Below are 26,565 nucleotides of genomic sequence, written 5' to 3' on the forward strand. Positions count from 1 at the left end.
CAGATGGGTAGTGAAGACCGTTTTCATATGTGGCTGCGTCCGCTTCTGGGCCGGTAGCAGCCCCTGATCAGCGTATCGAAACGACTTTTTTGTCCCGGTTTTCCTTGATGGCTGACATGGACAGGTTGCCGGTTGCTGCTTCCTGAATGTGTTCACTCCACCAGGCCATCATCGGGCGTCTACGTTCAATGTAATCCGCCCGGTTGTAGGCGCTGCGAACCTCGTCCTTGTCGACGTGGGCAAGCGCCACCTCAATCAGCTCAGGATCCCAGCCATGCTCGTTGAGAATGGTACTGCCCATCGAGCGCATGCCGTGGCTGACCAGTCGCCCCTCGAAGCCCATTCGCTTCAGTGCCATGTTGGCTGTCTGGCTATTGCAGTGGGTGCGGGGGTTCCGGTCTGCGGGGAAAACATACTCCCGATGTCCACTGTAGGGTTTGATAGCTTCCAGGAGCGCGAGAGCCTGCTCCGTGAGCGGGACAATGTGTGTGCGGCGCTTCTTCATACGCTCCGCAGGTATCGTCCAGACCTTCTTCTCGATGTCGATATCTACCCAGCGGGTGGTTGCTGCCTCGATTGGTCGAGTCATGGTGTGGAGCTGCCACTCGATTAGGCAGCGGGTTGTTCTTTTTATGCTGGCATTGGCTATCGCCACCATGAGCTCTTTCAGCTCATCGGGGGGGAGTGCCGGCATGTTTTTCTTTTTCGGTTTCTTGAAGACGGAGCGGATGCCGCTAAGCGGATTCGCGTGAATAAGCCCCGAGTTGACCCCGTAGGTCATGATCTCGTTGAGCCGCTGCGTCAGCCGCTTCACGGTTTCAAGACTGCCCTTGGTTTCGAGTGGTCGGAGCAAGTTGATAACCTGAGGGGCATTGATGGCTGAGATCGGCGTGGTGCCTAAATCAGGGAAGATGTGTAGCGTGAGGGAGCGCCAAATGTCCTCGGCGTAGGCCTGCGTTACTGAGTCTTTTTTCAGTTCATACCAAGCTGTCGCGATGTTCTGAAAGGTATGTTCGGTCGCGGCTTTTTTCGCCTGACGATGAGCGTTGCGCTGTTCCTTCGGATCGATCCCTTGGGCAACAAGCTCTCTAGCCTCGACGGTTCGCTTGCGCGCCTGAGCCAGGCTCACTTCAGGGAAAGTACCTAGACCCATGTTTATCCGTTTCTTCGTCACAGGATGGATATAGTTAAAATTCCACAGTTTTGAGCCATTGCTTCTCACTCGCATCTGAAGGCCGTTGCCATCAGTTAGCGTGTAGTCCTTTTCACTAGGCTTGGCGGCTTTGACTTTGAGGTCGGAGAGGCGCGTGGCTTGGGCACCCATGATGTATTCCAGAGCTGGTTGTGTATTCCAAAAAATACCAGCTGAGTGCTTGGAATACCACGTGGAATACACAAAAACATAGATGCTGCTGGACGCCATCGGATCGTGATGACGCTGAAATCCCCGTATTTACTGGCTTTCAGGCACAAAAAAAGACGTCCGTGGACGTCTTTAGATGATTATTTGGTGGAGCCGGGGGGATTTGAACCCCCGTCCGCCAGTACTCCGCTGTCGGTACTACATGCGTAGCCGTGTCTATTAAGTTAACCCTCAGCGACCCGACGGGCAGGGTGCTTTGGGCGAGTTGTGTAAGTTTTAGCCGCTTCGTCCACAACGTACTGCACGGCGATTCTGTTCTATATGACAATCATTTCGGGTTTACAGACATCCCCTGATGATTGCTGGACCCGAAGGTACCAGGAGCATTGTCAGCTGCAATTAAGCAGCGAGAGCAACACCGTATTGGTCGTCATTGGCAACTATAAGTAGTTGCAACAGTGGATTTACGACTTCTGTTACCAAGTCGGCATGCACCTAGAGTTTCGCAACCGGCGTCGAATCCTAAACGGCCCCGAACTCATTGCCCGGTAAATCTGATCGGGCAACAAGCGTGCACAGTGTACGTCAATCTGCCGACGAGGCCAACCCGCAGGTTGGCCCGTCAGTCTGGATCAGTTGTTGGTGCCGGTGTTTTTACGTAGCTCAACGATGGTTTGCGAGGTTTCGGCAACGCAGTCGTCGATTTTGCCTTCGGCTTTCAGCGCTTGGGCCTTGCTCACGCTGGTTTCGGCACGCTGGCTCAGTTCTGGCTTCGCTGACAGCTGAGCTTTCATACCATTGATGGTTTGAATATTGGCATCGCACAGATCCGCAGGTTTGTCTGCTGCGAACGAAGTGGACGCCATCATCGAGGCAGTAACGAACAGACCTAACAGTACAGAACGCTTCATGTGTGTCTCCTTGAACTGAGGGATCCAGGCTTCGCTGACCGCTGGGCGAGCCACCGAATGGAGGAAAAGCCCCGATTTGTCGGGGCCTGTTCTGTGGATTGCCGTCTCGCTCAAGAGTTCTATTTTTTTTCAGACGGCCTTTGCGCGTGTCACCCGATCCACCAGATAAACCAGCCCGTGATAGTCGATGCCACCGTGCTGGGTCAGGCCGATTTCGCACGTGCGGCTGGTGGAAATCCCCTCGCTGCAGTGCTGCACCGCGTCCTTGAGCGTACGCAGCGAATGGCTGTTCAGCTCCGGCGTGGTGAAGCCTTTGTCGCCGGCAAATCCGCAGCAATGTATGCCTTCGGGAATCACCACGGTGTTGCTGCATTTGCGCGCCAGATCGATCAGCGCCTGGCTTTCGCCCAAGTGCTGAGTGCTGCAGGTCACGTGCACGGCAATCGGCGATTGCTGGGGTGTGAAGTCCAGACGATCCAGCAGATGCGTACGGATGAAGCGCACTGGATCGTACAGATCCAGTCGCGTTTCGCCGATGTCTTGGACCAGTCGCAGCGTACATGGGCTGGTGTCGCAATAGATCGGATCGAGGCCGCCGCGGCTGGCGTGAAGCAGGGCGCTGATCAGTTCCTGGCGCTTGTGCTCGGCCTGTTCGGCGTAGCCTTTGGAGGCGAACGGTTGGCCGCAGCAGAGGTTGTCCTGGTTGTCGGGAAAGACGACCTGGTAGCCGGCCTTTTCCAGCAGGCCACGGGTTTTGTCGTACAGCGACATCTGTTCCTTGTCGCCCGCCGCCGGGCCCATGACCCGCGACACACAAGCCGCCAGATAAACCACGCGCGGGCGCTCGTCCGCCACGCTCGGGCTGAAACGAATGGCTTTTTCCGGTTGTGGCATGGCGTTGGTCCACAGCGGGACCTGCCCTTTGGACAAGCGCGTCAACGTCGCCGACAGCTTCGCCAGACGCGGCGCCCCGAGCATCATCCGCGCGCCATTGGCGACGTGCAGGGTGAAGCGAGCGCCTTGCAGGGTCTTGGCGAAATTTCCTTCGATCCAGTCAGCGGTTTTCTGGTGCGTGGCGTGTCTGCCACGGAGCTTTTTCACCAGCTCGCCGGTATTGATGCCTACAGGACAGCGTTGCGCGCACAGGCCGGTTGCGGCACAGGTGTCGATGCCTTGGTAGTCGAAGGCTTTTTCCAGTTCGGTGGTGTCGACGCCGGCGCGTTTTTTCGCCTGGATATCGCGCCAGATGACGATGCGCTGGCGCGGGCTCAGGGTCAGGCCTTTCGATGGGCAGACCGGTTCGCAAAAACCGCACTCGATGCACTTATCCACAATCTCGTCCGCCGCCGGCAGCGGTTTCAGGTGCTTGAGATGGATCTGCGGATCTTCGCTTAGCACGACGTCCGGATTGAGAATGCCGTTGGGGTCGAGCAAGCGTTTGAGCTGCCACATCAGTTGATAAGCGTCGCTGCCCCATTCCAGTTCCACGAACGGCGCCATGTTGCGGCCGGTGCCGTGTTCGGCCTTCAGCGAACCGCCGAATTCCACCGCGACCAGTTGCGCGACGTCGTCCATGAACGCTTGGTAGCGTGCGATTTCTTCCGGGCTATTGAAGCCTTGGGTGAAGACGAAGTGCAGATTGCCTTCCAGTGCGTGTCCGAAAAGGATCGCTTCGTCGTAGGCATGTTTGTCGAACAGCTCGATCAGGCGATTGACGCCGATCGCCAGTTGTTCGACCGGAAAAGTTACGTCTTCGATGATCACTGTGGTGCCGGTTTTACGCACGGCGCCGACGGCGGGGAAGGTGTCTTTGCGGATGGCCCAGAGTCGCGCGTTTTCCACTGGGTCTTCGGTGAAGTCGACCTGCTTCTCGACGGGGAAATCGCGCAGCGACGCCATGATTTGCGCCAGTTGTTCCTGCAGCAATGTCGACGAGGCGGCGCGGGATTCGATGAGCAGCGCGCAGGCATTTTCCGACAGCAGCTGTACGAAAGCGGGCATGCCTTTTTTGTCCTGCACGGAACGCAGACTGCGTCGATCAAGCAGCTCCACTGCTGACACCGGTTGGTTTTTCAGCACGGTGACCGCGTTGCAGCAGGTCTCGACATCGGGGAAGACGATCAGTGCCGATGCCTTGTTCGGGTGATCGATGACGGTGTCGTAGGTCACCGCGCTGATAAAGCCGAGGGTGCCCTCGGAGCCGACCAGCAGATGGCTCAAGATATCCACAGGCTCGTCGAAGTCCACCAGGGCATTGAGCGACAGGCCGGTGGTATTTTTCAGACGGTATTTGTGGCGAATTCTCGCGGCCAGTTCGGCGTTGGCGCGGGTCTCGCGACCTAAAGTCGCCAAGCGTTCGAGCAGTTCGCCGTGGCTTGAACGAAATGCCGCGACGCTGGCAGGGTCCTCGGTGTCGAGGCGCGTGCCGTCGGCCAGCACCAGACGAATCCCGGCCAGGGTGTGATAGGTATTTTGCGCAGTGCCGCAGCACATGCCGCTGGCGTTGTTGGCGACAATGCCGCCGATCTTGCAGGCATTGATTGACGCCGGGTCCGGGCCGATCTTGCGCCCGAACGGTGCCAGCCAAGCGTTGGCTTGCGCGCCGATTACTCCCGGTTGCAGGCGGATCTGCGTGCCCTGGCCGCGAATCTCGCGAGCGTTCCAGTTATCCCCGAGCACGATCAGCACGGAATCGCTGATCGCCTGCCCGGACAGGCTGGTGCCGGCGGCGCGGAAGGTCACCGGCACGTTGTCACGCTGGGCCAGTTGCAGCAGCGCCACCACTTCGTCCTCGGATTCGACGCGGATTACCAGTTTCGGGATCAGTCGATAGAAACTGGCGTCGGTGCCAAAGGCCAGGGTCGACAGCGGGTCGTCGAAGCGCCGGTCTGCTGGAATCAGTCGCTCGGCATCACGCAGGAAAGCAGCAGGAAGACTCATTGATCCTCCAGAATCAGCACGACCAGATCTTTCGGGCCATGCGCGCCATACGCCAGCACCTGTTCAATATCGGCGGTTTTCGACGGGCCGGAGACCAGCAGCGCGTTGGTCGGCATGCCTTGCGCCCATTCGAATTCCTCTTGCACCTGATAGAAGTTGTCGCGGATTTCGCTGGCCTTGAGCAGGGCGAAATGCACCGGCGGCACCAGGCTCATCAGGCGCGGTTCTTCACGGGTAGGCCAGATGATCAGGCTGCCGGTCGCGGCGATCGCGCCGAGGGTGCCGGTGAGGCTGGCCGGGGTGTCGTTGAACAGCTCGGCTTTCCACGCTTCCATTGGCCGGTCGTAGGACTTCAGTTCTGGCAGCTCGGGATTGTTCGCCCAGTGCTGTGTGATGCGCTGCCCGTGCGGTGTGGTCGGTGCGATCAGCAGGCTCGGCAATTGACGGTCGCGCAGCAGTTGCGCCAGTAATGCCGGCCACTCGGCGGCCGAGGTCAGGTGGATTTCGGTGTGCACCGCTTCCATCAGTTTGCGCAATTGCGGGATGCGTTGCTCGGCGCTGTAGGTGTAGGGCTGGGTGACCAGGTCGACATCGAAGTTGTCGGTGATCGGCGTGGTGCCGGTCAGACTTTTCCGCAGCTTGCCGAGGATATTTTGCTTGGCGCTCATCGACGCTCTCCCTGTTTGCCCAGATGCTCGCGGGCCATGTCATGCAACGAACGCGCGGCCGGTTTTGGTGCGCTGTGGTTTTGCGTCCAAGGGCCGACATTGCTCGGCGTGAGGGCGCGCAGGCGCGTGGCGAAAAAAGCGAACAAGCGGTACAGCGTCGGCGAGCTGTTGAGTCTGGCCCAGGCGTTCCAGATAAAACGCTCCTTGCGCGAATACTTGCTGCCCTGGCCGCGCATCACCTGATTCGGCGCGTCCGGAGCTTTGACGTTTTCCTCGCGCAGACGGCGCAGGATGGCGGGGATCGGAATCTTCACCGGGCAGACTTCACCGCAGGCGCCGCACAATGATGACGCGCTCGGGTGGTCCGGAACCTTGGCCAGGCCGACCATGTGCGGGGTGATGATTTTGCCGATCGGCCCCGGGTAAACCTCGCCATAAGTGTGGCCGCCGACTCGGGTGTAAACCGGGCAATGATTCATGCAGGCGCCGCAGCGGATGCAGTTCAGGGTCTGGCGCAATTCACTGTCGGCGAAGGCCTGGCTGCGACCGTTGTCGAGCAGGACCAGATGCACTTCCTGCGGGCCGTCGAGTTCATGTTCCTTGCGCGGGCCGGAGATCATGTTGACGTAAGTGGTGATCGGAATGCCCAGCGCCGAGCGCGTCAGCAGTGACAGCAGCGGCACCACGTCGCGCAGGTTTTCCACGACTTTTTCGATGCCGGTGACGGCGATATGCACCGGTGGCACGGTGGTGGTCATGCGCCCGTTGCCTTCGTTTTCCACCAGCAGCAGGGTGCCGGTTTCGGCGACGGCGAAGTTGACGCCGGAGACGCCGATGTCGGCTTCGAAGAATTTCTGCCGCAGGACCCTGCGACCGATCTGAATGAGTTGGTCAACGTCCTTGGTGTATTCCACGCCAAGTTTGTCGTGGAACAAGGACGCGACCTGACCGGCATTCTTGTGGATCGCCGGCATAATGATGTGTGAAGGCTTCTCGTGGTCGAGCTGGACGATGTACTCCCCCATGTCGGACTCCAGACATTCAATGTCCCGAGCCTCGAGGAAATGGTTCATCTCCATCTCTTCGCTGACCATCGATTTGCCCTTGATCACTTGCCGCGCCTCGTGAGCGCGGATGATCGACAGGACGATGCCATTGGCCTCGTCCACCGTTTCCGCCCAGTGCACTGTCACACCGTTGCGGGTCAGGTTCTGTTCCAGTTGCTCGAGCAGGTCGGGCAACTTGGACAGCGCGCGGGCCTTGATCGAATTGCCCAGTGCGCGCAGGTGTTCTCTTTCGTGGGCATCGCTGAAAGCCGCTGCCCGCTTGGTCATCAGTGAATCCATGGCAGTGCGGAAGTTGTTCCGCAACTGCTGATCACCCAAGGCATTGTGTGCCCGGGTGCGGAAATCTTCTTCTACGGCGACCGTAGGAATAATCGTCGAGGTGCTCATTGTGCACCTCCGGTTCGCTGCCAGAGAAAGCTCGCCAGATGTTGCCCGCGTAACGCTTGCTGCTGTTTCTCCAGCGCGCCGTTGATGTTCATCAAACAGCCGCAGTCGGCACTCAGTACCTTGTGCGCGCCGGACTCCTTCAGTGCGCGGGTCTTGTCAGCCACCATCGCGCCGGAAATGTCTGGCATACGGACGCTGAATGTCCCACCGAAGCCACAGCATTCGCTTTCGTGGTCGTGATTGACCCGCTCCACATTGCTCAACTGCGCCAACAACTCGCGGCCATGCAGGTGGGTATTCATTTCGCGGCGTGCCGAACACGAGGTGTGCAGCGCGACTTTCACCGGTTCGCCGCTGTCCTTGAGCTGCACCTTGCAGACGAACAGCAGGAATTCGGCCAGTTCATAAGTGCGCGCTGCGAGAGCCTGCACCTGTTTCAACGTTTCCGGCTCGTCCTTGAACAAGTCGGCGTAATGCTCGCGCAGCATGCCGGCGCAGGAACCCGACGGCACCACCACCGGATAATCTCCGGCAAACAGCGCCAGTTGCGAGCGCGCTACCGTCCGCGCCTGCTCGGTGTAACCCGAGGTGTAAGCCGGTTGGCCGCAGCAACTCTGCCCTTGCGGATATTCGACCCGGATCCCTTCGCGCTCCAGCAGATGGATCGCGTCCATCCCGGCTTCTGGGTAGAACAGGTCGACCACACACGTGCCGAACAGGTAGACCCGCGACGGTTTTTCGCTGGGGTATTGCCGAGGTTCGGGCAGTGGCGGTGCCACGCGGGTCGCGTTCGGCACAGCGTTGTAAAAAAGCTCGCTCATCAGGCGTGTCTCCGGGTGGGCCCGGTTATCCGTCTGCTGCGGCTGCCGAATATAAAGCGCGTTGCTTTCAGCAGCCTTACAGACCCGGTGGTGAATTGCTGACGCCGGATCACGGGCCGGCGTCGGTTATTTCCGTCTTTCTTGTAGGTTTAGTGCACCAGCATGCCGGTGAACCAGTAGGCCTGAGCCAGGGTGATCAAACCGACAATCGTTGCAAAGAATAGGCTGTGCTTGAGGGTGAAGCGGAACAGATCCGATTCCTTGCCGACCAGACCGGTCGCGGCGCAGGCCACGGCGATCGATTGCGGCGAGATCATCTTGCCGGTCACGCCGCCGCTGGTATTGGCCGCCACCAGCAAAGTGTCGTTGACGCCGATCTGGTGGGCGGTGGTCGCTTGCAACGAGCTGAACAGCGCGTTCGACGACGTATCCGAACCGGTGAGGAACACGCCCAGCCAACCGAGGAACGGCGAAAAGAACGGGAACGCCGCGCCAGTACCCGCCAGCACCAGGGCCATGGTCGAGGACATGCCGGAGTAGTTGGTGACGAAGGCGAACGCCAGCACCATGCCGATCGACAGGATTGGCCAGCGCAGTTCGTAGAAGGTCTCTTTCAAAGTGGTCAGACCAGTTTTGAAATTGATCTTCAGTACCAGCATCGAAATCAGCGCGGAGAAGAAAATCGCCGTGCCGGTGGCGGAAATCGGGTCGAGTTTGAACACTGCTGGAATCGCGGTCGGGTTGGCCACGATCGGCGCAGTCTTGATCACCAGTTGATCAAGGTGCGGAATCGCGAAGTTGAACACCCAGCCATACATCGAGCCGCCGGCAGCGAACATCGCTTTGAAAGGCTTCAGCGTCCAGATCGTCACCAGCACAGTGAGGATCAGGAACGGCGACCACGCCTTGAAAATTTCCCCGAGGCTGTAAGGCGAAGCGACGGTGGTGCGCTTCTGGCCGAAACCGCCGACGCTGGCGCTGACCACCGAAGCGGACACGGCGCCAACGATGTGCTGGCCGGCGGCGCGACGTGGTTGCCAGACCTTGAGGAACAGGGTCAGGGAAATCAGGCTGGCCAGTGCCGAGGTGATGTCCGGCAGTTCCGGGCCGATGAAGTTGGAGGTGAAGTATTGGGTGATGGCGAAACTCAAGCCTGCCACCAGCGCGGCCGGCCAGGTTTCCCGCACGCCGCGCAGGCCGTCCATCATGAACACCAGCCAGAACGGCACGAACAGCGACAGCAGTGGCAACTGGCGACCGGTCATGGCGCCGATCTTGAAGGCGTCGATGCCAGTGACCTGACCGGCAACGATGATCGGAATCCCCAGCGCGCCGAACGCCACCGGAGCGGTGTTGGCGATCAGGCACAGGCCGGCGGCGTACAGCGGATTGAAGCCCAGTCCTACAAGGAGTGCGGCAGTAATCGCGACCGGCGCGCCGAAACCGGCGGCACCTTCGAGAAATGCGCCGAAGCAGAAACCGATCAGCAGCACCTGCAAGCGCTGGTCATCGGTGATCGACAGGACCGAGCTGCGGATGACCTCGAACTGACCGCTTTTCACCGTCAGTTTGTAGAGGAACACCGCCGCGACAATGATCCAGGCAATCGGCCACAGACCATAAGCGAAACCATAACCAGCGGCGGCGAAGGCCATGTCCACGGGCATCTGGAAGGCGAAAATCGCCACGGCGATCGAAAGCGCGAGGGTGATGCTGCCGGCCACGTGGCCTTTGAGGCGGAACACCGCCAGGGCGAGAAAGAAGAACACGATGGGAATGACGGCTGCGAGAGCGGAGACGCCAAGACTGCCGAGCGGGCTGTAGAGCTGTTGCCAGGTTTGCATAGTGGGGTGGCCCCTAATTGTTGTTGGTCAGGCAATGTGAGCAATCTTGGATAATTGGTAATACCAATTTACAAGCGCTGTCGGCTAGGGTAAAAGCCTTGGTAGCGGTGTGTCAATTTGCCGCTCTGAAACTTTCGTCGAAGATGCGGTGCAGAGAGCAACTGATCCGCTTTGGCGAAGTGGTGGCTGGCAGGTGTCGCCGGCGCGCGGATAGGCCAGAATAGACACCCCGGCGAGCGGTCGGGATCGTGGAGAAATGAGTTATGGGCTTTGATCAGATACGTCAGCGCCGTTTGTCTGACGATATTGTCGAGCGCCTCGAGGGGATGATCCTCGAGGGCACGCTGAAGTCGGGCGAGCGGCTGCCGGCCGAGCGCGCGCTGGCCGAACAATTTGGCGTATCACGCCCGTCGTTGCGCGAGGCGATTCAGAAACTCGCGGCCAAAGGTTTGCTGGTCAGTCGCCAGGGCGGCGGCAATTATGTGGTGGAAGGCCTGGGTTCGACGTTCAGCGATCCGCTGCTGCAATTGCTTGAAAGCAATCCCGAAGCGCAACGTGATTTGCTCGAATTCCGGCACACCCTGGAGGCATCGTGCGCCTACTACGCCGCATTGCGCGCGACCGATGTCGATCGCGAGCGCCTGACCGCTGCGTTCGAAGAGCTGCAGGATTGTTACTCGCGCCATGAAGAAGTCAGCCGGGCGGAGGAGGGCGCGGCGGATGCGAAGTTTCATCTGGCGATTGCCGAGGCCAGCCATAACGCCGTCTTGCTGCACACGATTCGCGGCTTGTTCGACCTGCTCAAGCGCAACGTCGTGACCAATATCGGCGGCATGTACAAGCAGCGTACGGAAACCCGCGACATGCTGATCTCGCAGCATCGGGAATTGTATCTGGCGATTATCGAAGGGCGTGCGGAGCAGGCGCGGGAAGTGTCCAGCCGACATATTCTGTATGTGCAGGAAGTGCTGGAAGAGGTGCGTCAGGAGGTGCAGCGCATTGCTCGGGCGGAGCGGCGCAAGGGGATGTAGTCAGTTGGTTCTGCAAACGATCGTTCCCACGCTCTGCGTGGGAATAAAGCAATGGACGCTCTGCGTCCGCGTTGTGACGCGGAGCGTCACGGGATGCATTCCCACGCAGAGCGTGGGAACGATCAGGATGGGGAATCAGTCTTCCTTGCCCTTGTTGCGCACCGCACGCTGCAGTTCACGACCGGCATCGCGCTCGCGTTCGGTGTCGCGCTTGTCGTATTCCTTCTTGCCCTTGCCCAGAGCGATTTCGCACTTGACCATGTGCTTGCTCCAGTACCAGGACAGGCAGACGCAGGCGTAACCCTTTTGCTGCACGGCGGCGGCAAGCTTGTCGAGCTCGCGGCGGTTGAGCAGCAGTTTGCGTGTGCGCACCGGGTCGGCGATGACGTGAGTGCTTGCGGTCATCAACGGCGTGATGTGGCTGCCGAGCAACCATGCTTCGCCGTCCTTGAGCAGCACATAGCTGTCGACCAGCTGCAACTTGCTCGCCCGCAGACTTTTTACTTCCCAGCCGGCCAGGACCAGACCAGCCTCGAACTTGTGCTCGATGAAGTAATCGTGTCGCGCCTTTTTGTTCTGCGCGATGGTCCCTGTTGGGTGTTTCTTCTGTTTAGCCATAGGGGCGGCATTATATGGAGTTGTTCGGCTGTCGGCTACGGTGTTGCTGCGTGCTTGAGCAGGTTGAGTGAATCCCGGACAATGCGGCCTCTTTTTCTAACGCTTGGGCGTGATAAACGATGTCGACAGACAAGGTTTCTGTCCACGGCAGTTGGGCTAGCCGCTGGGTATTCATACTCGCCGCGACCGGTTCGGCCGTGGGACTGGGTAGTATCTGGAAGTTCCCCTACATGGTCGGGGTCTACGGTGGCGGCGCCTTCGTGCTGATGTTCCTGGCGTGCATCGCGCTCATCGGCGTGCCGGTCATGCTCGCGGAAACCCTGATCGGCCGGCGCGCCCGGCAAAGTCCGGCGAACGCCTTGAAGGTGCTGGCGCTGGAAGCGGGACACTCGGCGAAATGGTCGTGGGGCGCGTTTGCCGGAATGATCACGGCCCTGCTGATCCTGTCTTTCTATAGCGTGGTCGGCGGCTGGTCGCTGGACTACATCGTCGACATGGGCCGTGGCGACTTCCAGGGCGCGACGGCCGATCAGGTCGGCGCCTATTTCGGCAATGTCATCTCCAACCCATGGCGCCTGACACTTTGGCACACGATTTTCATGCTGCTGTCGGCCTTCGTCATCGCCAAAGGCGTGGTCGCCGGGCTTGAACGCAGTCTGCGGATCATGATGCCGCTGCTGTTCGTGATGATTCTGGTGCTGCTGGGCTACAGCATGACCACCGGGCATTTCATGGAAGGCGTGCATTTCATGTTCGATTTCCACCCGGAAAAAGTCCTCGACGGCCTGCTGCCAGCGATGGGGCACGCGTTCTTCTCGCTGAGCGTCGGCGTTGGTTCGATCATGATCTACGGCGCCTACATGCCGAAGAACACCTCGCTGTCGGGCACGGTGGTCGGTGTCGCGCTGCTGGATACTTTCGTATCGCTGGTCGCCGGTCTGGCACTGTTTCCTATTGTGTTCGCTGCTGGCCTGAACCCAAGCGAAGGTCCGGGACTGATGTTCGTCAGCCTGCCGTTTGCTTTTGGTAATGTCTTTTTCGGCCAGTTGATGGGGGTGGTGTTCTTCGTGCTGGTCGCGGTGGCGGCCTGGAGCTCGGCGATTTCCCTGCTCGAGCCGATGGTGGCTTACCTGGTTGAGCGCACTAAAATCAGCCGCACCTGGGTGACTTTCTGGCTGGCGTTCACCTGCTGGTTTGTCGGTCTGGGTACAGTGTTTTCTTTCAATATCTGGAAGGAAGCCAAGTTTTTCGTGAACGAAGGCGGGACGTTCAGCCTCTACCAATGGGGTGCGCAGAGCGGTCTCGACTTCTTCGGCGTGATCGATTTCTTCACCTCGCGGATCATGTTGCCCCTCGGTGGCTTGTGTTTCGTGCTGTTCGCGGGATGGGTGATGGGGCGTGAGGCGGTGCGGGATGAATTGTCCATCCGTAACCCGGTTCTGTTTGCCCTGTCCCTGTTCTTGATGCGCTACGTGGCGCCTATCGGCATTCTTGTAGTCTTTGCCGCTCAGCTCTGGAAGTAACGCTTACATGACGACACATATCCAACGATCCGCGCTCCTGCCGTACCCGGCGCAGTTTCTCTACGACCTCGTCAACGACGTCGCGCGTTACCCGGAGTTTCTGCCGTGGTGCTCGGAGGCTGAAGTGCTGGAAAGCTCGGCGGAACATATGCGCGCCAGCGTCGGCGTGGCCAAGGGCGGCCTCAGTCAGCATTTCGTCACGCGCAATACGCTGGTTCCGGGGCAGTCGATCGAGATGAATCTTGAGGAGGGCCCGTTCACTCAGTTGCACGGCATCTGGGTATTCAAGGCACTGAACGAAAAGGCCTGCAAGATCAGTCTGGATCTGTCGTTCGATTATGCCGGGCCGCTGGTGCGCGCTACGTTGGGCCCGCTGTTCAATCAGGCGGCTAACCAGCTGGTGGATGCTTTCTGCCAGCGCGCCAAGCAGATGCATGGTTAAGCCGGTGATCGAGATAGAAGTCGTGTACGCGGCGGTTGATCGGCAGGTTCTGCGTATCATCAGCGTCGCTGAGGGCGTCAGCGTTCGGGCGGCGGTGCGCGAATCGGGCATCGCGGCTGAGTTTCCTGAGCTGAATCTGGCGGAGTGCCCACTAGGGATTTTTGGCAAGGTCGTGGCTGACGCGGATTCTCGCCCTGTTCAGGCGGGCGATCGCATCGAAATTTATCGACCGCTGCAGGCTGATCCCAAAGAAGTTCGACGTTTGCGTGCGGCCAAGGCTGCTGAGGCAAAAGCGCGGAATATTTGATCAGGCCAAACGGCCGGCAATAAAAAACCCGGAATCTCCGGGTTTTTTATTGCCTCGCCATTTACTGCGGCGAGGTGTCCAGCGGCTCTGGTGTCGGAACCGGTACGGTTTCCACACCATCGACGTCCTTCTGGATCTGATCCAGCAAGGAGCCTGGTTTGGCTGGCTTCTCGGCTTCTGGCTTGTCGGCGTTTTCAGCAGGCGCGGTCACGGTAGTACCGCTGTCCTTGCCGAGAATGGCTTCGTCACGGCTCACGCCGGGCATGAAGTCACCGGACAGGCTGACAAGCTGGTCGTTGGAATTGAAGATAACGCTGATTCGTTCCTGCTGGCGTTCACCGCCACCCGGTTGCAGGCTGTACAGATAATCCCAGCGATCGGCATGGAACGTGTCGGCAAGCAGAGGGTTGCCCATGATAAACCGTACTTGCGGCCGGGTCATTCCCGGGCGTAACTGGTCTATCATGTCCTGCGTGACGACATTGCCCTGCTGGATGTCGATTTTGTAAACCCCGGGGAATGAACAACCGGCGAGTGCGAGCAGTCCCACAAAGGTGAAACTGGTTAGCAAGAGCTTGGTGTTTTGCATCGGTGGGCGACTTCCACTATCTTGGCTGGGACAACGTAAACGCCGATCATACCCGCATTAAGAGAAGCTGCGAAGCAGCATCGCGAGAAAGCTGACCATGGTTGAAAATAGCGAACTACGCAAAGCCGGCCTCAAAGTGACCCTGCCACGGGTCAAGATCCTGCAAATGCTCGACTCTACCGAGCAGCGCCACATGAGTGCCGAAGACGTCTACAAGGCGTTGATGGAAGCTGGTGAGGACGTCGGTCTGGCCACGGTTTACCGTGTTCTGACCCAGTTCGAAGCGGCCGGCCTCGTGGTCCGCCACAACTTCGACGGCGGCCACGCGGTCTTCGAACTGGCTGACGGTGGCCACCACGACCATATGGTCAACGTGGAATCGGGTGAAGTGATCGAATTCTTCGACGAAGAAATCGAAAAACTTCAGAAATCGATCGTCGAGAAGCATGGCTTCGAGATGGTTGATCACAACCTGGTGCTGTACGTACGCAAGAAAAAGTAAGCATGTCGCGCGAATTTCACATTCGCGAAACGAACGAAGGCGACCCAAGGGTCGCCTTCGTGCTTCCTACTCTTTATTAAGCCTTGGCAGTCACCACCATTTTTTTCGCGTGAGCCAGGGATTCCTTGGTCAGGTCGATACCGCCGAGCATGCGTGCGACTTCTTCGATGCGCTCGTTCTTTGTGAGCTTGGCGACGGCGGTGTGAGTCGCCTTCTCGTCGCGGACCTTGTGCACGAACAGATGCTGATGCCCCTGCGCCGCCACTTGCGGCAAGTGCGTCACGGTCAAGACCTGGCCGCGATCACCGAGACGGCGCAGTAACTGGCCGACAATCTCGGCAGTCGGGCCGCCAATACCTACGTCCACTTCGTCGAACACCAGGGTCGGCACACGGGATGTCTGTGCGGTAATCACCTGGATTGCCAGACTGATCCGCGACAGCTCACCACCGGAGGCAACTTTTGCCAGCGCCTTGAGCGGTTGGCCGGGGTTGGCGCTGACCAGCAGTTCAACCTGTTCCAGCCCGTTCGGCAGCAACTCGTCGCTGCTGTTGGCTTTAAGTTCGATGGTGAAGCGACCACCCGGCATGCCCAGGCGCTGGATTTCCTGCTCCACCGCGCTGGCGAGGCTGCCGGCGGCTTGATGGCGAAGGTCGCTCAGCTCGCGCGCTTTCTCTTGATAGTGGCGGGCATAGGACGCCAGTTCCTCACCCAAGCGCTCGATGGATTCATCATTGGCGTTGAGGGTTTCGATTTCATCCAGCAGCTTCTGCTGCATCTCGCCGACTTCGGTCGGCTGGATCCGGTGTTTGCGCGCCAACGTGTAGATCGCGTCGAGACGCTCTTCCAGATATTGCAGGCGAGCCGGGTCGGCATCGAAGTTATCAAGGAAGCGGTTGAGCTCGCCGACCGCTTCTTCCACCTGAATCTGTGCGCTGGTCAGCAGGCTGCTGGCTTCACCCAGCGCCCCCACCGAGCTGTTCACGCTGGAAAGTCGATTGAGGCTGGCGGTGAGCGCATTCAGCACATTGCCTGAATCGCTTTCGCTGCACTGCTCGACCACTTGCCGACAAATGCCCAGCAGGGTTTCGGCGTTGGTCAGGTTCTTGTGTTCCTGTTCCAACTGCTCGAGTTCGTTTTCGCCGAGGCCGAGGTTTTCCAGTTCTTCGAGCTGATAGCTGAGCAGTTGATGACGTGCGCGCTGTTCGTCGCCGGAGTTGGAGAGCCGCTCCAGTTCCTGGCGAGTCTGGCGCCAGCGCTGTGCGGCCAGTTGCACCTGACGGGCCAGATCAGTCGCGCCGGCGTACTCGTCGAGCAGGCGGCGATGGGTGTCGGTTTTCAGCAGTGACTGATGTTCATGCTGGCTGTGGATATCGATCAGCAGCTCACCGAGGGCTTTGAGGTCGCCAAGCGGGCAGGGCGTGCCGTTGATATAGCCGCGCGAACGACCTTCCGAAGTGATGACCCGGCGCAGGATGCACGGCCCGTCGTGTTCCAGATCGCGCTCGGCCAGCCAGGCGCTGGCTTCAGGGATATCAGCGAGATCGAAGGTGGCAAGAATGTCGGCTTTATCGGCGCCTGGGCGAACCACGCCGCTGTCGGCGCGATCGCCCAGCGTCAGGCCCAGGGCGTCGAGCATGATCGACTTGCCGGCGCCGGTTTCCCCTGTGATCACGCTCATCCCGCGATCAAGTTCAAGATCGAGATGTTCAACGATGGCGTAGTTGTGTACGGACAGGTGCACCAGCATAAAGGCCGCTCCCAGGCTTGAGGTCTGGTTATTTATACAGTGTTTTGTTCAGGCCTGACAATGCTCTCGCTTAGCTCGATTTGCTTGATAGAAGCGTTTTCTTAGTGCATTCAAGAATGAGTATTCAGCACTTTTTTGTAGGGACAATTGTTTTCAGCCCTTGAAGCCTGATTTTGCGGCCCCATATATCGGGGCAGAAGCGCGAGTCAGGCTCGCGGACGAAATTGAAAGGAGAATTCTATGGCTGACGAACAGACAGTAGATACGCAAAACCCAGATGCCAATCAGGCGCCCGAAGGTTCGGGTGACGACCTGGCGACCCGTGTGCAAGTGCTCGAAGAGCAATTGGCCGCCGCGCAGGATCAGTCTCTGCGTGTTGCTGCCGATCTGCAGAACGTTCGCCGCCGGGCCGAGCAGGACGTCGAGAAGGCGCACAAGTTTGCCCTTGAGAAATTCGCCAGCGACCTGCTGCCGATCGTCGACAGCCTGGAGCGCGGCCTCGAGCTGTCGAGCCCGGACGACGAAAGCATCCGTCCGATGCGCGAAGGCATCGAGCTGACCCTGAAAATGTTCCACGACACCCTCAAGCGCTACCAGCTTGAAGCGATCGATCCGCATGGCGAACCGTTCAACGCCGTTCACCATCAGGCGATGGCCATGCAGGAAAGTGCCGACGTCGAACCGAACAGCGTGCTGAAGGTTTTCCAGAAGGGCTACCAGCTCAATGGTCGCCTGCTGCGCCCGGCGATGGTCGTGGTCAGCAAGGCGCCGGCACCGGTTTCGCCTTCGATTGACGAGCAGGCTTGAAATTAGCCGCAAGGCCCCCATTTAGAAGTCAAGCGTTTAAGTGCTACCGCAGTCAGCCACCACTGCTGCGGCAACAAAATCCAAAGTTTCGGGAGAGTGAACATGGGCAAAATTATCGGTATCGACCTGGGGACTACCAACTCCTGCGTCTCCGTGCTGGAAAACGGCAAAGCCAAAGTTATTGAAAACGCTGAAGGCGCGCGCACCACGCCGTCGATCATCGCTTACGCCAATGATGGCGAAATTCTGGTAGGACAGTCGGCCAAGCGTCAGGCTGTCACCAACCCGCACAACACCCTGTACGCGGTAAAGCGTCTGATCGGTCGTCGTTTCGACGAAGAAGTTGTGCAGAAAGACATCCAGATGGTCCCTTACAAGATCGTCAAGGCTGACAACAATGACGCCTGGGTAGAAGTGAACGGCCAGAAAATGGCACCGCCACAAATCTCGGCTGAAATTCTGAAGAAGATGAAGAAGACCGCCGAAGACTACCTCGGCGAGGCAGTCACCGAAGCGGTGATCACTGTTCCGGCCTACTTCAACGACAGCCAGCGTCAGGCTACCAAAGACGCCGGCCGCATCGCTGGTCTGGACGTAAAACGTATCATCAACGAACCAACCGCAGCTGCTCTGGCTTACGGTATGGACAAGGCCAAGGGCGATCACACCGTGATCGTTTATGACCTGGGTGGCGGTACCTTCGACGTATCCGTTATCGAAATCGCTGAAGTTGACGGCGAGCACCAGTTCGAAGTGTTGGCCACCAACGGTGACACCTTCCTCGGCGGTGAAGACTTTGACATTCGTCTGATCGACTACCTCGTTGACGAATTCAAGAAAGAAAGCGGCATGAACCTCAAAGGTGACCCGCTGGCGATGCAGCGCCTGAAAGAAGCCGCTGAGAAAGCCAAGATCGAGCTGTCGTCCGCTCAGTCGACCGACGTCAACCTGCCGTACATCACTGCAGACGCGACCGGTCCTAAGCACCTGAACGTGAAAATCTCGCGTGCCAAGCTCGAAGCATTGGTTGAAGACCTGGTTCAGCGCACCATCGAACCTTGCCGCATTGCCATGAAAGACGCCGGTATCGACGTCGGCGCGATCAACGACGTGATTCTGGTCGGTGGTCAGACTCGTATGCCGCTGGTACAGAAGCTGGTTACCGATTTCTTCGGTAAAGAAGCGCGTAAAGACGTTAACCCGGACGAAGCTGTTGCCATGGGTGCTGCGATTCAGGGCGCTGTTCTGGCCGGTGACGTGAAAGACGTGCTGCTGCTCGACGTCAGCCCGCTGACCCTGGGTATCGAAACCATGGGTGGCGTGATGACTGCGCTGATCGAGAAAAACACCACGATTCCTACCAAGAAGTCGCAAGTGTTCTCGACTGCCGACGACAACCAGGGCGCTGTGACCATTCACGTTCTGCAGGGTGAGCGCAAGCAAGCTGCCCAGAACAAATCGCTGGGCAAGTTCGACCTGGCCGACATTCCACCAGCTCCACGTGGCGTGCCGCAGATCGAAGTGACCTTCGACATCGACGCCAACGGCATCCTGCATGTCGGCGCGAAAGACAAGGCTACCGGCAAGACCCAGTCGATCGTGATCAAGGCCAACTCCGGTCTGTCCGACGAAGAAATCGAGCGCATGGTGCGTGACGCCGAGGCGAATGCCGAGGAAGACCGCAAGTTCGAAGAACTGGCTGCTGCCCGTAACCAGGGTGATGCACTGGTGCACTCGACTCGCAAGATGGTCGCTGACGCCGGCGACAAGGTCACCGCCGAAGAGAAGACTGCAATCGAAGCTGCAGTGGTTGCTCTTGAAGCCGCCGTCAAAGGCGACGACAAGGCTGCCATCGAAGCCAAGGTTGAAGAGCTGTCGAAAGTCTCCGCTCCGGTTGCTCAGAAGATGTACGCCGAACAGGCTCAGCCAGCTGATGGCGCAGCCCCGCAAGGCGAATCGGCTGAGAAGGCTGACGACGTTGTCGATGCCGAGTTCGAAGAAGTCAAAGACCACAAGTAAGTTGTTGGTCGCCCGGTTGACTGCCTTGCGGCGGTGACTGGTAGGATGTCGCCGCGCGGGAGCTTGCCTCCCGCGTTGGCGTATCTGGAATACGTGAATTTTTACAGCATGCGACACCGTTCGGATGTTGGCGGTATGGCCGGGAATGCTCCTGCTTTTCGCGCCGCAGATACCGCATCAATCAAGACCAGGATCGTTGAATTGACGTGAGTTGGGTCCGGGCCTTAATGGGGGCTCAACGAGTTTGGCGAGGCTCAGGAGGGGTTTGCCGAACGTCCTTAAGAGTGCAAAGAACTTATGGCAAAGCGTGACTATTACGAAGTATTGGGTGTCGAGCGGGGCACGAGCGAAGCGGACCTGAAGAAGGCCTATCGCCGTCTGGCCATGAAGCACCACCCCGACCGTAATCCCGGCGACAAAGCTTCGGAAGAAGCATTCAAAGAGGCCAACGAGGCCTATGAAGTGTTGTCCGACGCCAGCAAACGCGCGGCATACGATCAGTACGGTCATGCCGGCGTTGATCCGAGCATGGGCGGCGGCGGTGCCGGTTTCGGTGGTCAGAACTTCTCGGACATCTTCGGCGATGTCTTCAGTGATTTCTTCGGTGGCGGTCGCGGCGGTGCCCGTGGCGGCGCTCAGCGTGGCAGCGATCTGCGCTACACCCTGGAGCTGAATCTGGAAGAAGCGGTGCGCGGTACGTCGGTGAATATCCGCGTTCCGACACTGGTCAACTGCAAGCCGTGCGATGGTTCCGGCGCCAAGAAAGGCTCGTCGCCGACGACGTGCCCGACCTGCGGCGGCATCGGCCAGGTACGCATGCAGCAGGGCTTCTTCTCGGTGCAGCAGACCTGCCCGCGCTGCCATGGCCAGGGCAAGATCATTTCCGATCCGTGCGACTCCTGCCACGGCGACGGTCGCGTCGAAGAGTACAAAACCCTGTCGGTCAAAGTACCGGCCGGTGTCGATACGGGCGACCGCATTCGTCTGTCTGGCGAAGGCGAGGCGGGTACCCAGGGCGGGCCGACTGGCGACTTGTACGTTGTTATCAACGTGCGCGAACACGACATCTTCCAGCGTGACGGCAAGCATCTGTTCTGCGAAGTGCCGATCAGCTTCGTCGACGCGGCACTGGGCGGCGAGCTGGAAATTCCGACCCTCGACGGTCGCGTCAAATTGAAAATCCCCGAAGGTACGCAGACCGGCAAGCAATTCCGCGTACGCGGCAAAGGCGTTGCGCCAGTGCGTGGTGGTGGTGCCGGCGACCTGATGTGCCGTGTCGCTGTGGAAACGCCGGTCAACCTCAATCGTCGTCAGCGTGAACTGCTGGAAGAATTCCGCAGCTCCCTGGCCGACGACAACAGCCACTCGCCGAAAACCACCGGTTGGTTCGACGGTGTAAAGCGCTTCTTCGGCGATTTGTAAGGAGTCGGCATGCGACGTATAGCTGTGATGGGCGCCGCCGGGCGCATGGGCAAGACCCTGATCGAGGCGGTGCAGCAGACGCCGGGCGCCGGTCTGACGGCGGCGGTTGATCGTCCGGACAGCACGCTGGTCGGCGCGGACGCCGGTGAGCTGGCAGCGCTGGGCCGAATCGGCGTGCCGCTGTCTGGTGATCTGGATCGTGTGGTTGAAGAGTTCGATGTGCTGATCGACTTCACCCATCCGACCGTGACCCTGAAAAACCTCGCGTTCTGCCGCAAACACGGCAAAGCGATGATCATCGGCACCACCGGTTTCAGTGTTGAAGAGAAGCAATTGCTGGCCGAGGCGGGGAGGGACATTCCGATCGTCTTCGCCGCCAACTTCAGCGTCGGCGTCAACCTCTGCCTGAAATTGCTCGACACCGCTGCGCGCGTGCTGGGCGACGATGTCGATATCGAGATCATGGAGGCCCATCACCGGCACAAGGTCGATGCTCCATCCGGTACCGCGGTGCGCATGGGTGAAGTGATTGCCGATGCCTTGGGGCGTGATCTGAAGAAGGTCGCGGTTTACGGCCGTGAAGGCCAGACCGGGGCGCGTGAGCGTGAAACCATTGGTTTCGCCACCGTGCGTGCTGGCGACATCGTTGGTGATCACACCGTTCTGTTCGCTGCCGATGGCGAGCGCGTCGAGATTACTCACAAGGCTTCTAGCCGCATGACCTTCGCCAAGGGCGCGGTGCGTGCGGCGCTGTGGCTGGATGGTCGCGAGCCGGGCCTGTACGACATGCAGGACGTTCTCGACCTGCGTTGAGCCGTTGCTGAACCCGGCGCAAACGTCCCGTTTTGCGCCGGTTTTTACCGCTTGGCGACGACCTGTCGCATTCTCCGGCCTTTAGGGCTCTTTAGCGGTGGACCAAAAACGGCCTTTTCTGTAAGCTACAGCTTTAGTGTGTCCACTAAAAGCGCGCAGAATAATTTCAGTGAAGAAGCGGGGTGACGTGTCCATACGTCACTCCGCTTTTTTACAACCTGCGATTGCCCTTTCATGCGTTATTTACGGGAGATCTTCTTGACTAAGCCAGCCATACTCGCCCTTGCTGATGGCAGCATTTTTCGCGGCGAAGCCATTGGAGCCGACGGTCAGACCGTTGGTGAGGTGGTGTTCAACACCGCAATGACCGGCTATCAGGAAATCCTTACCGATCCTTCCTACGCCCAACAGATCGTTACCCTGACTTATCCGCACATCGGCAACACCGGCACCACGCCGGAAGATGCCGAGTCCGACCGCGTCTGGTCCGCTGGCCTGGTCATTCGTGACCTGCCGCTGGTAGCGAGCAACTGGCGTAACACGATGTCCCTGTCCGATTACCTGAAAGCCAACAATGTTGTGGCAATCGCCGGTATCGACACCCGTCGCCTGACTCGCATCCTGCGTGAAAAAGGCGCTCAGAACGGCTGCATCATGGCCGGCGACAACATCTCCGAAGAAGCGGCCATCGCCGCTGCGCAAGGCTTCCCGGGCCTGAAGGGCATGGATCTGGCGAAAGTCGTCAGCACCCAGAAGCAATACGAATGGCGCTCGACTGTCTGGGATCTGAAAACCGACAGCCACGCGACCATCGAAGCCTCCGAACTGCCTTATCACGTGGTCGCTTACGACTACGGCGTCAAGGTCAACATCCTGCGCATGCTGGTCGAGCGCGGCTGCCGCGTCACCGTGGTGCCTGCCCAGACCCCGGCCGCCGATGTGCTGGCGCTGAAGCCGGACGGCGTGTTCCTGTCCAACGGCCCGGGTGACCCGGAGCCATGCGACTACGCGATCCAGGCGATCAAGGAAGTGCTGGAAACCGAGACGCCGGTGTTCGGCATCTGCCTCGGCCATCAGCTGCTGGCCCTGGCCTCCGGCGCCAAGACCCTGAAAATGGGCCACGGCCACCACGGTGCCAACCACCCGGTGCAGGATCTGGACACAGGCGTGGTGATGATCACCAGCCAGAACCACGGTTTTGCGGTCGACGAAGCCACCCTGCCGGGCAACGTTCGCGCGATCCACAAATCGCTGTTCGACGGCACCCTGCAAGGCATCGAGCGCACCGACAAGAGCGCGTTCAGCTTCCAGGGCCACCCTGAAGCGAGCCCGGGCCCGAACGACGTCGCGCCACTGTTCGACCGCTTCATCAACGAGATGGCCAAGCGACGCTAAGCGTTCGCCTTGAGACTGTAGAGAGAAGCCCTCGAGGGCGGCCCCGGCACCGGTGGCCCCTTCGGGACTTCAGAAATCGATCAAGACGGCTTGCCGACTGACCTGCGGATTTGAGTGACAACCCATGCCAAAACGTACAGACATTAAAAGCATCCTGATTCTCGGCGCTGGCCCGATCGTGATCGGCCAGGCCTGTGAATTCGACTACTCCGGCGCCCAGGCCTGCAAGGCCCTGCGCGAAGAGGGTTACCGCGTCATCCTGGTGAACTCCAACCCGGCCACCATCATGACCGACCCGGACATGGCCGACGCCACCTACATCGAGCCGATCAAGTGGCAGACCGTGGCCAAGATCATCGAAAAAGAGCGTCCGGACGCCGTTCTGCCAACCATGGGCGGCCAGACCGCTCTGAACTGCGCCCTGGATCTGGAGCGCGAAGGCGTTCTGGAGAAGTTCGGCGTAGAGATGATCGGTGCCAACGCCGACACCATCGACAAGGCTGAAGACCGTTCGCGTTTCGACAAGGCGATGAAATCCATCGGCCTTGCGTGCCCGCGTTCTGGCATCGCCCACAGCATGGAAGAGGCCAACGCGGTTCTCGAAACCCTCGGTTTCCCGTGCATCATCCGTCCGTCCTTCACCATGGGCGGCACCGGTGGCGGTATCGCTTACAACCGTGAAGAGTTCGAAGAAATCTGCGCCCGCGGTCTGGACCTGTCGCCGACCAAAGAGCTGCTGATCGATGAATCGCTGATCGGCTGGAAAGAATACGAAATGGAAGTTGTCCGCGACAAAAAGGACAACTGCATCATCGTCTGCTCGATCGAAAACTTCGACCCGATGGGCGTGCACACCGGCGACTCGATCACCGTGGCTCCAGCCCAGACCCTGACCGACAAGGAATACCAGATCCTGCGTAACGCCTCGCTGGCGGTACTGCGCGAGATCGGCGTGGAAACTGGCGGTTCCAACGTGCAGTTCGGTATCTGCCCGAACACCGGCCGCATGGTCGTGATCGAAATGAACCCGCGTGTATCGCGTTCCTCGGCGCTGGCTTCGAAAGCCACCGGTTTCCCGATCGCCAAGGTCGCGGCCAAACTGGCGGTGGGTTACACCCTCGACGAGCTGTCGAACGACATCACCGGCGGCAAAACCCCGGCGTCCTTCGAACCGTCGATCGACTACGTCGTCACCAAGCTGCCACGCTTCGCCTTCGAGAAATTCGCCAAGGCTGACGCGCGCCTGACCACGCAAATGAAGTCGGTCGGTGAAGTCATGGCCATCGGCCGGACCTTCCAGGAATCCCTGCAGAAAGCCCTGCGCGGCCTGGAAGTTGGCGTTTGCGGTCTGGACGAGAAGCTCGACCTGAGCAACCCGGAAAGCATGAGCGTGCTCAAGCGCGAACTGACCGTGCCGGGCGCCGAGCGTATCTGGTACGTGGCGGACGCCTTCCGCGCCGGTCTGTCGGTCGAAGATATTTTCGGCATGAACATGATCGATCCGTGGTTCCTGGTGCAGATCGAAGACCTGATCAAGGACGAAGAGAAGGTCAAGACCCTCGGTCTGTCCTCAATCGACCGCGACCTGATGTTCAAGCTCAAGCGCAAAGGCTTCTCCGATCAGCGTCTGGCCAAGCTGCTGGGCGTGACCGAGAAAAACCTGCGTACGCACCGTCAGAAGCTGGAAGTGTTCCCGGTCTACAAGCGCGTTGACACCTGCGCCGCGGAATTCGCCACCGACACTGCTTACCTCTACTCGACTTACGAGGAAGAGTGCGAAGCCGCGCCGTCGGGTCGCGACAAGATCATGATCCTGGGCGGCGGTCCGAACCGTATCGGCCAGGGCATCGAGTTCGACTACTGCTGCGTTCACGCTGCTCTCGCTCTGCGCGAAGACGGCTATGAAACCATCATGGTCAACTGCAACCCGGAAACCGTCTCCACCGACTACGACACCTCCGACCGTCTGTACTTCGAACCAGTGACCCTGGAAGACGTGCTGGAAATCTGCCGCGTCGAGAAGCCGAAAGGCGTGATCGTCCAGTACGGCGGCCAGACTCCGCTGAAACTGGCTCGTGCTCTGGAAGCTGCTGGCGTGCCGATCATCGGCACCAGCCCTGACGCCATCGACCGCGCGGAAGACCGCGAGCGCTTCCAGCAAATGGTCGAGCGCCTGAACCTGCGTCAGCCGCCAAACGCCACGGTGCGCAGCGAAGACGAAGCCGTTCGTGCAGCCGCCAAAATCGGTTATCCGCTGGTGGTGCGCCCGTCCTACGTGTTGGGCGGCCGTGCGATGGAAATCGTTTACAAGGAAGACGAGCTCAAGCGTTACCTGCGTGACGCGGTACAAGTGTCCAACGACAGTCCGGTGCTGCTCGACCACTTCCTCAACTGCGCCATCGAAATGGACGTGGATGCGGTTTGCGACGGTAAAGACGTCGTCATCGGCGCGATCATGCAGCACATCGAACAGGCGGGCGTTCACTCCGGTGACTCCGCGTGCTCGCTGCCGCCGTACTCGCTGCCGGCGCACATCCAGGACGAGATGCGCGAACAGGTCAAGAAAATGGCTCTGGAACTGGGCGTTGTCGGCCTGATGAACGTGCAACTGGCTTTGCAGGGCGAAGACATCTACGTCATCGAAGTCAACCCGCGCGCCTCGCGTACCGTACCGTTCGTTTCCAAGTGCATCGGCGTTTCCCTGGCCATGATCGCTGCCCGCGTGATGGCCGGTAAGACCCTGAAGGAAATCGGCTTCACCAAGGAAATCATCCCGAACTTCTACAGCGTTAAAGAAGCGGTGTTCCCGTTCGCCAAGTTCCCTGGCGTTGACCCGATCCTCGGCCCAGAGATGAAGTCGACCGGTGAAGTAATGGGCGTCGGCGACACCTTCGGTGAAGCATTCGCCAAGGCGCAGATGGGTGCCAGCGAAGTGCTGCCGACCGGCGGTACCGCGTTCATCAGCGTGCGCGATGACGACAAGCCACTGGTTGCAGGCGTGGCCCGTGATCTGATCAACTTGGGCTTCGAAGTGGTCGCCACTGCCGGCACTGCCAAGCTGATCGAAGCGGCAGGCCTGAAAGTGCGCCGCGTGAACAAGGTAACCGAGGGTCGTCCGCACGTGGTCGACATGATCAAGAATGACGAAGTCACGCTGATCATCAACACCACCGAAGGTCGTCAGTCGATTGCCGATTCGTACTCCATTCGTCGCAATGCCCTGCAGCACAAGATCTACTGCACCACCACTATCGCTGCGGGCGAAGCGATCTGCGAAGCGCTGAAGTTCGGTCCGGAAAAGACCGTGCGCCGCTTGCAGGATCTACACGCAGGATTGAAGGCATGA

General features: G+C 59.4%; 21 protein-coding genes and 1 other RNA gene. 11 read left to right on the plus strand and 11 right to left on the minus strand.

Translation table 11 applies throughout. The features are described 5' to 3' along the window. Positions 1–67 precede the first annotated feature (67 nt). From ACZ0AZ_RS12620 to ACZ0AZ_RS12655, 8 genes are all read right to left on the minus strand, one after another. On the minus strand, positions 68–1,324 hold the full coding sequence (locus tag ACZ0AZ_RS12620; RefSeq protein ID WP_463570843.1) for an integrase domain-containing protein: 1,257 nt from the start codon (positions 1,322–1,324) through the stop codon (positions 68–70). A 184-nt stretch (positions 1,325–1,508) separates the two neighbouring features. Then, positions 1,509–1,897, minus strand: a transfer-messenger RNA (tmRNA) gene (gene ssrA, locus ACZ0AZ_RS12625). Positions 1,898–1,995: 98 nt separating this feature from the next. After that, entirely contained in the window at positions 1,996–2,274 is a 279-nt protein-coding gene (locus ACZ0AZ_RS12630) for a hypothetical protein (protein ID WP_400556572.1), read from the minus strand. Positions 2,275–2,403: 129 nt separating this feature from the next. Continuing rightward, complete coding sequence (locus ACZ0AZ_RS12635) at positions 2,404–5,214, minus strand: FAD-binding and (Fe-S)-binding domain-containing protein (RefSeq protein ID WP_463537498.1); 2,811 nt, start codon at positions 5,212–5,214, stop codon at positions 2,404–2,406. Then, positions 5,211–5,882 carry a LutC/YkgG family protein gene (locus ACZ0AZ_RS12640; RefSeq protein WP_039759596.1) on the minus strand — a complete coding sequence of 224 codons (672 nt, stop codon included), beginning with the start codon at positions 5,880–5,882 and terminating at the stop codon, positions 5,211–5,213. Before ACZ0AZ_RS12640 ends, ACZ0AZ_RS12635 begins: the two co-directional genes overlap by 4 nt. Beyond that, positions 5,879–7,336 carry a LutB/LldF family L-lactate oxidation iron-sulfur protein gene (locus tag ACZ0AZ_RS12645; RefSeq protein WP_463547957.1) on the minus strand — a complete coding sequence of 486 codons (1,458 nt, stop codon included), beginning with the start codon at positions 7,334–7,336 and terminating at the stop codon, positions 5,879–5,881. Before ACZ0AZ_RS12645 ends, ACZ0AZ_RS12640 begins: the two co-directional genes overlap by 4 nt. Beyond that, a complete protein-coding gene (locus tag ACZ0AZ_RS12650; protein ID WP_016771777.1) occupies positions 7,333–8,157 on the minus strand; it encodes a (Fe-S)-binding protein in 825 nt (274 codons plus the stop codon). The genes ACZ0AZ_RS12645 and ACZ0AZ_RS12650 overlap by 4 nt, the downstream gene beginning before the upstream one ends. A 149-nt stretch (positions 8,158–8,306) precedes the next feature. Further along, positions 8,307–10,001, minus strand: coding sequence for a lactate permease LctP family transporter (locus ACZ0AZ_RS12655; protein ID WP_122601818.1), 1,695 nt, complete (start codon positions 9,999–10,001; stop codon positions 8,307–8,309). A gap of 263 nt (positions 10,002–10,264) precedes the next feature. Here ACZ0AZ_RS12655 and ACZ0AZ_RS12660 point away from each other — a divergent pair, with 263 nt between their 5' ends. Next, the gene (locus tag ACZ0AZ_RS12660; protein ID WP_463537499.1) at positions 10,265–11,032 is read left to right on the plus strand and encodes a GntR family transcriptional regulator; all 768 of its coding nucleotides are present in this window, start codon (positions 10,265–10,267) and stop codon (positions 11,030–11,032) included. Between the two features lie 135 nt (positions 11,033–11,167). On the opposite strand, the gene smpB is transcribed toward ACZ0AZ_RS12660, so the two are convergent. Further along, a complete protein-coding gene (smpB, locus tag ACZ0AZ_RS12665) occupies positions 11,168–11,650 on the minus strand; it encodes an SsrA-binding protein SmpB (protein WP_007953781.1) in 483 nt (160 codons plus the stop codon). A gap of 119 nt (positions 11,651–11,769) precedes the next feature. On the opposite strand from smpB, the gene ACZ0AZ_RS12670 reads away from it, so the two are divergent. Genes ACZ0AZ_RS12670 through ACZ0AZ_RS12680 form a run of 3 tightly spaced genes read left to right on the plus strand, consistent with a single transcriptional unit; the run spans position 11,770 to position 13,922 of the window. Beyond that, a complete protein-coding gene (locus ACZ0AZ_RS12670; RefSeq protein ID WP_130000113.1) occupies positions 11,770–13,173 on the plus strand; it encodes a sodium-dependent transporter in 1,404 nt (467 codons plus the stop codon). Positions 13,174–13,180: 7 nt separating this feature from the next. After that, entirely contained in the window at positions 13,181–13,615 is a 435-nt protein-coding gene (locus ACZ0AZ_RS12675) for a type II toxin-antitoxin system RatA family toxin (RefSeq protein ID WP_039759582.1), read from the plus strand. After that, complete coding sequence (locus tag ACZ0AZ_RS12680; RefSeq protein WP_463537500.1) at positions 13,608–13,922, plus strand: RnfH family protein; 315 nt, start codon at positions 13,608–13,610, stop codon at positions 13,920–13,922. The genes ACZ0AZ_RS12675 and ACZ0AZ_RS12680 overlap by 8 nt, the downstream gene beginning before the upstream one ends. Positions 13,923–13,983: 61 nt before the next feature. Here the strand turns inward: ACZ0AZ_RS12680 and ACZ0AZ_RS12685 are convergent, their stop codons facing one another. Continuing rightward, complete coding sequence (locus ACZ0AZ_RS12685) at positions 13,984–14,511, minus strand: outer membrane protein assembly factor BamE (protein WP_016771771.1); 528 nt, start codon at positions 14,509–14,511, stop codon at positions 13,984–13,986. 97 nt (positions 14,512–14,608) lie between these two features. Between ACZ0AZ_RS12685 and fur the strand changes: the two genes are divergently transcribed. Continuing rightward, positions 14,609–15,013: a ferric iron uptake transcriptional regulator gene (gene fur, locus ACZ0AZ_RS12690; protein WP_016771770.1), complete on the plus strand. Its 405-nt coding sequence runs from the start codon at positions 14,609–14,611 to the stop codon at positions 15,011–15,013. Between the two features lie 76 nt (positions 15,014–15,089). Here the strand turns inward: fur and recN are convergent, their stop codons facing one another. After that, positions 15,090–16,763: a DNA repair protein RecN gene (recN, locus tag ACZ0AZ_RS12695; RefSeq protein ID WP_463537501.1), complete on the minus strand. Its 1,674-nt coding sequence runs from the start codon at positions 16,761–16,763 to the stop codon at positions 15,090–15,092. A 240-nt stretch (positions 16,764–17,003) separates the two neighbouring features. Here recN and grpE point away from each other — a divergent pair, with 240 nt between their 5' ends. The 6 genes from grpE to carB all read left to right on the plus strand — a co-directional run bounded on the left by grpE (position 17,004) and on the right by carB (position 26,565). Continuing rightward, on the plus strand, positions 17,004–17,570 hold the full coding sequence (grpE, locus tag ACZ0AZ_RS12700; protein WP_039759570.1) for a nucleotide exchange factor GrpE: 567 nt from the start codon (positions 17,004–17,006) through the stop codon (positions 17,568–17,570). Between the two features lie 102 nt (positions 17,571–17,672). Then, entirely contained in the window at positions 17,673–19,589 is a 1,917-nt protein-coding gene (gene dnaK / locus ACZ0AZ_RS12705) for a molecular chaperone DnaK (protein ID WP_039759567.1), read from the plus strand. A gap of 297 nt (positions 19,590–19,886) precedes the next feature. Beyond that, positions 19,887–21,011: a molecular chaperone DnaJ gene (dnaJ, locus tag ACZ0AZ_RS12710; RefSeq protein WP_016771767.1), complete on the plus strand. Its 1,125-nt coding sequence runs from the start codon at positions 19,887–19,889 to the stop codon at positions 21,009–21,011. Positions 21,012–21,020: 9 nt separating this feature from the next. Next, positions 21,021–21,824, plus strand: coding sequence for a 4-hydroxy-tetrahydrodipicolinate reductase (dapB, locus tag ACZ0AZ_RS12715; protein WP_463537503.1), 804 nt, complete (start codon positions 21,021–21,023; stop codon positions 21,822–21,824). A 258-nt stretch (positions 21,825–22,082) separates the two neighbouring features. Beyond that, positions 22,083–23,219 (plus strand): glutamine-hydrolyzing carbamoyl-phosphate synthase small subunit, encoded by a 1,137-nt coding sequence (gene carA / locus ACZ0AZ_RS12720; RefSeq protein ID WP_463537504.1) that lies wholly within the window; start codon positions 22,083–22,085, stop codon positions 23,217–23,219. Positions 23,220–23,343: 124 nt separating this feature from the next. Further along, positions 23,344–26,565, plus strand: coding sequence for a carbamoyl-phosphate synthase large subunit (gene carB / locus ACZ0AZ_RS12725; protein ID WP_039759558.1), 3,222 nt, complete (start codon positions 23,344–23,346; stop codon positions 26,563–26,565).

It is taken from the genome of Pseudomonas sp. AC239 (assembly GCF_979258545.1).

Excerpts from the sequence above, each read along its gene's own strand:
- carB (WP_039759558.1), top strand. The coding sequence starts at position 23,344 with ATGCCAAAACGTACAGACATTAAAAGCATCCTGATTCTCGGCGCTGGC.
- recN (WP_463537501.1), bottom strand. The coding sequence starts at position 16,763 with ATGCTGGTGCACCTGTCCGTACACAACTACGCCATCGTTGAACATCTC.
- ACZ0AZ_RS12685 (WP_016771771.1), bottom strand. The coding sequence starts at position 14,511 with ATGCAAAACACCAAGCTCTTGCTAACCAGTTTCACCTTTGTGGGACTG.
- ACZ0AZ_RS12630 (WP_400556572.1), bottom strand. The coding sequence starts at position 2,274 with ATGAAGCGTTCTGTACTGTTAGGTCTGTTCGTTACTGCCTCGATGATG.
- dnaK (WP_039759567.1), top strand. The coding sequence starts at position 17,673 with ATGGGCAAAATTATCGGTATCGACCTGGGGACTACCAACTCCTGCGTC.
- ACZ0AZ_RS12655 (WP_122601818.1), bottom strand. The coding sequence starts at position 10,001 with ATGCAAACCTGGCAACAGCTCTACAGCCCGCTCGGCAGTCTTGGCGTC.
- ACZ0AZ_RS12640 (WP_039759596.1), bottom strand. The coding sequence starts at position 5,882 with ATGAGCGCCAAGCAAAATATCCTCGGCAAGCTGCGGAAAAGTCTGACC.
- ACZ0AZ_RS12660 (WP_463537499.1), top strand. The coding sequence starts at position 10,265 with ATGGGCTTTGATCAGATACGTCAGCGCCGTTTGTCTGACGATATTGTC.
- ACZ0AZ_RS12635 (WP_463537498.1), bottom strand. The coding sequence starts at position 5,214 with ATGAGTCTTCCTGCTGCTTTCCTGCGTGATGCCGAGCGACTGATTCCA.
- fur (WP_016771770.1), top strand. The coding sequence starts at position 14,609 with ATGGTTGAAAATAGCGAACTACGCAAAGCCGGCCTCAAAGTGACCCTG.
- ACZ0AZ_RS12620 (WP_463570843.1), bottom strand. The coding sequence starts at position 1,324 with ATGGGTGCCCAAGCCACGCGCCTCTCCGACCTCAAAGTCAAAGCCGCC.
- ACZ0AZ_RS12670 (WP_130000113.1), top strand. The coding sequence starts at position 11,770 with ATGTCGACAGACAAGGTTTCTGTCCACGGCAGTTGGGCTAGCCGCTGG.
- ACZ0AZ_RS12680 (WP_463537500.1), top strand. The coding sequence starts at position 13,608 with ATGGTTAAGCCGGTGATCGAGATAGAAGTCGTGTACGCGGCGGTTGAT.
- ACZ0AZ_RS12650 (WP_016771777.1), bottom strand. The coding sequence starts at position 8,157 with ATGAGCGAGCTTTTTTACAACGCTGTGCCGAACGCGACCCGCGTGGCA.
- dapB (WP_463537503.1), top strand. The coding sequence starts at position 21,021 with ATGCGACGTATAGCTGTGATGGGCGCCGCCGGGCGCATGGGCAAGACC.
- ACZ0AZ_RS12675 (WP_039759582.1), top strand. The coding sequence starts at position 13,181 with ATGACGACACATATCCAACGATCCGCGCTCCTGCCGTACCCGGCGCAG.
- grpE (WP_039759570.1), top strand. The coding sequence starts at position 17,004 with ATGGCTGACGAACAGACAGTAGATACGCAAAACCCAGATGCCAATCAG.
- ACZ0AZ_RS12645 (WP_463547957.1), bottom strand. The coding sequence starts at position 7,336 with ATGAGCACCTCGACGATTATTCCTACGGTCGCCGTAGAAGAAGATTTC.
- dnaJ (WP_016771767.1), top strand. The coding sequence starts at position 19,887 with ATGGCAAAGCGTGACTATTACGAAGTATTGGGTGTCGAGCGGGGCACG.
- smpB (WP_007953781.1), bottom strand. The coding sequence starts at position 11,650 with ATGGCTAAACAGAAGAAACACCCAACAGGGACCATCGCGCAGAACAAA.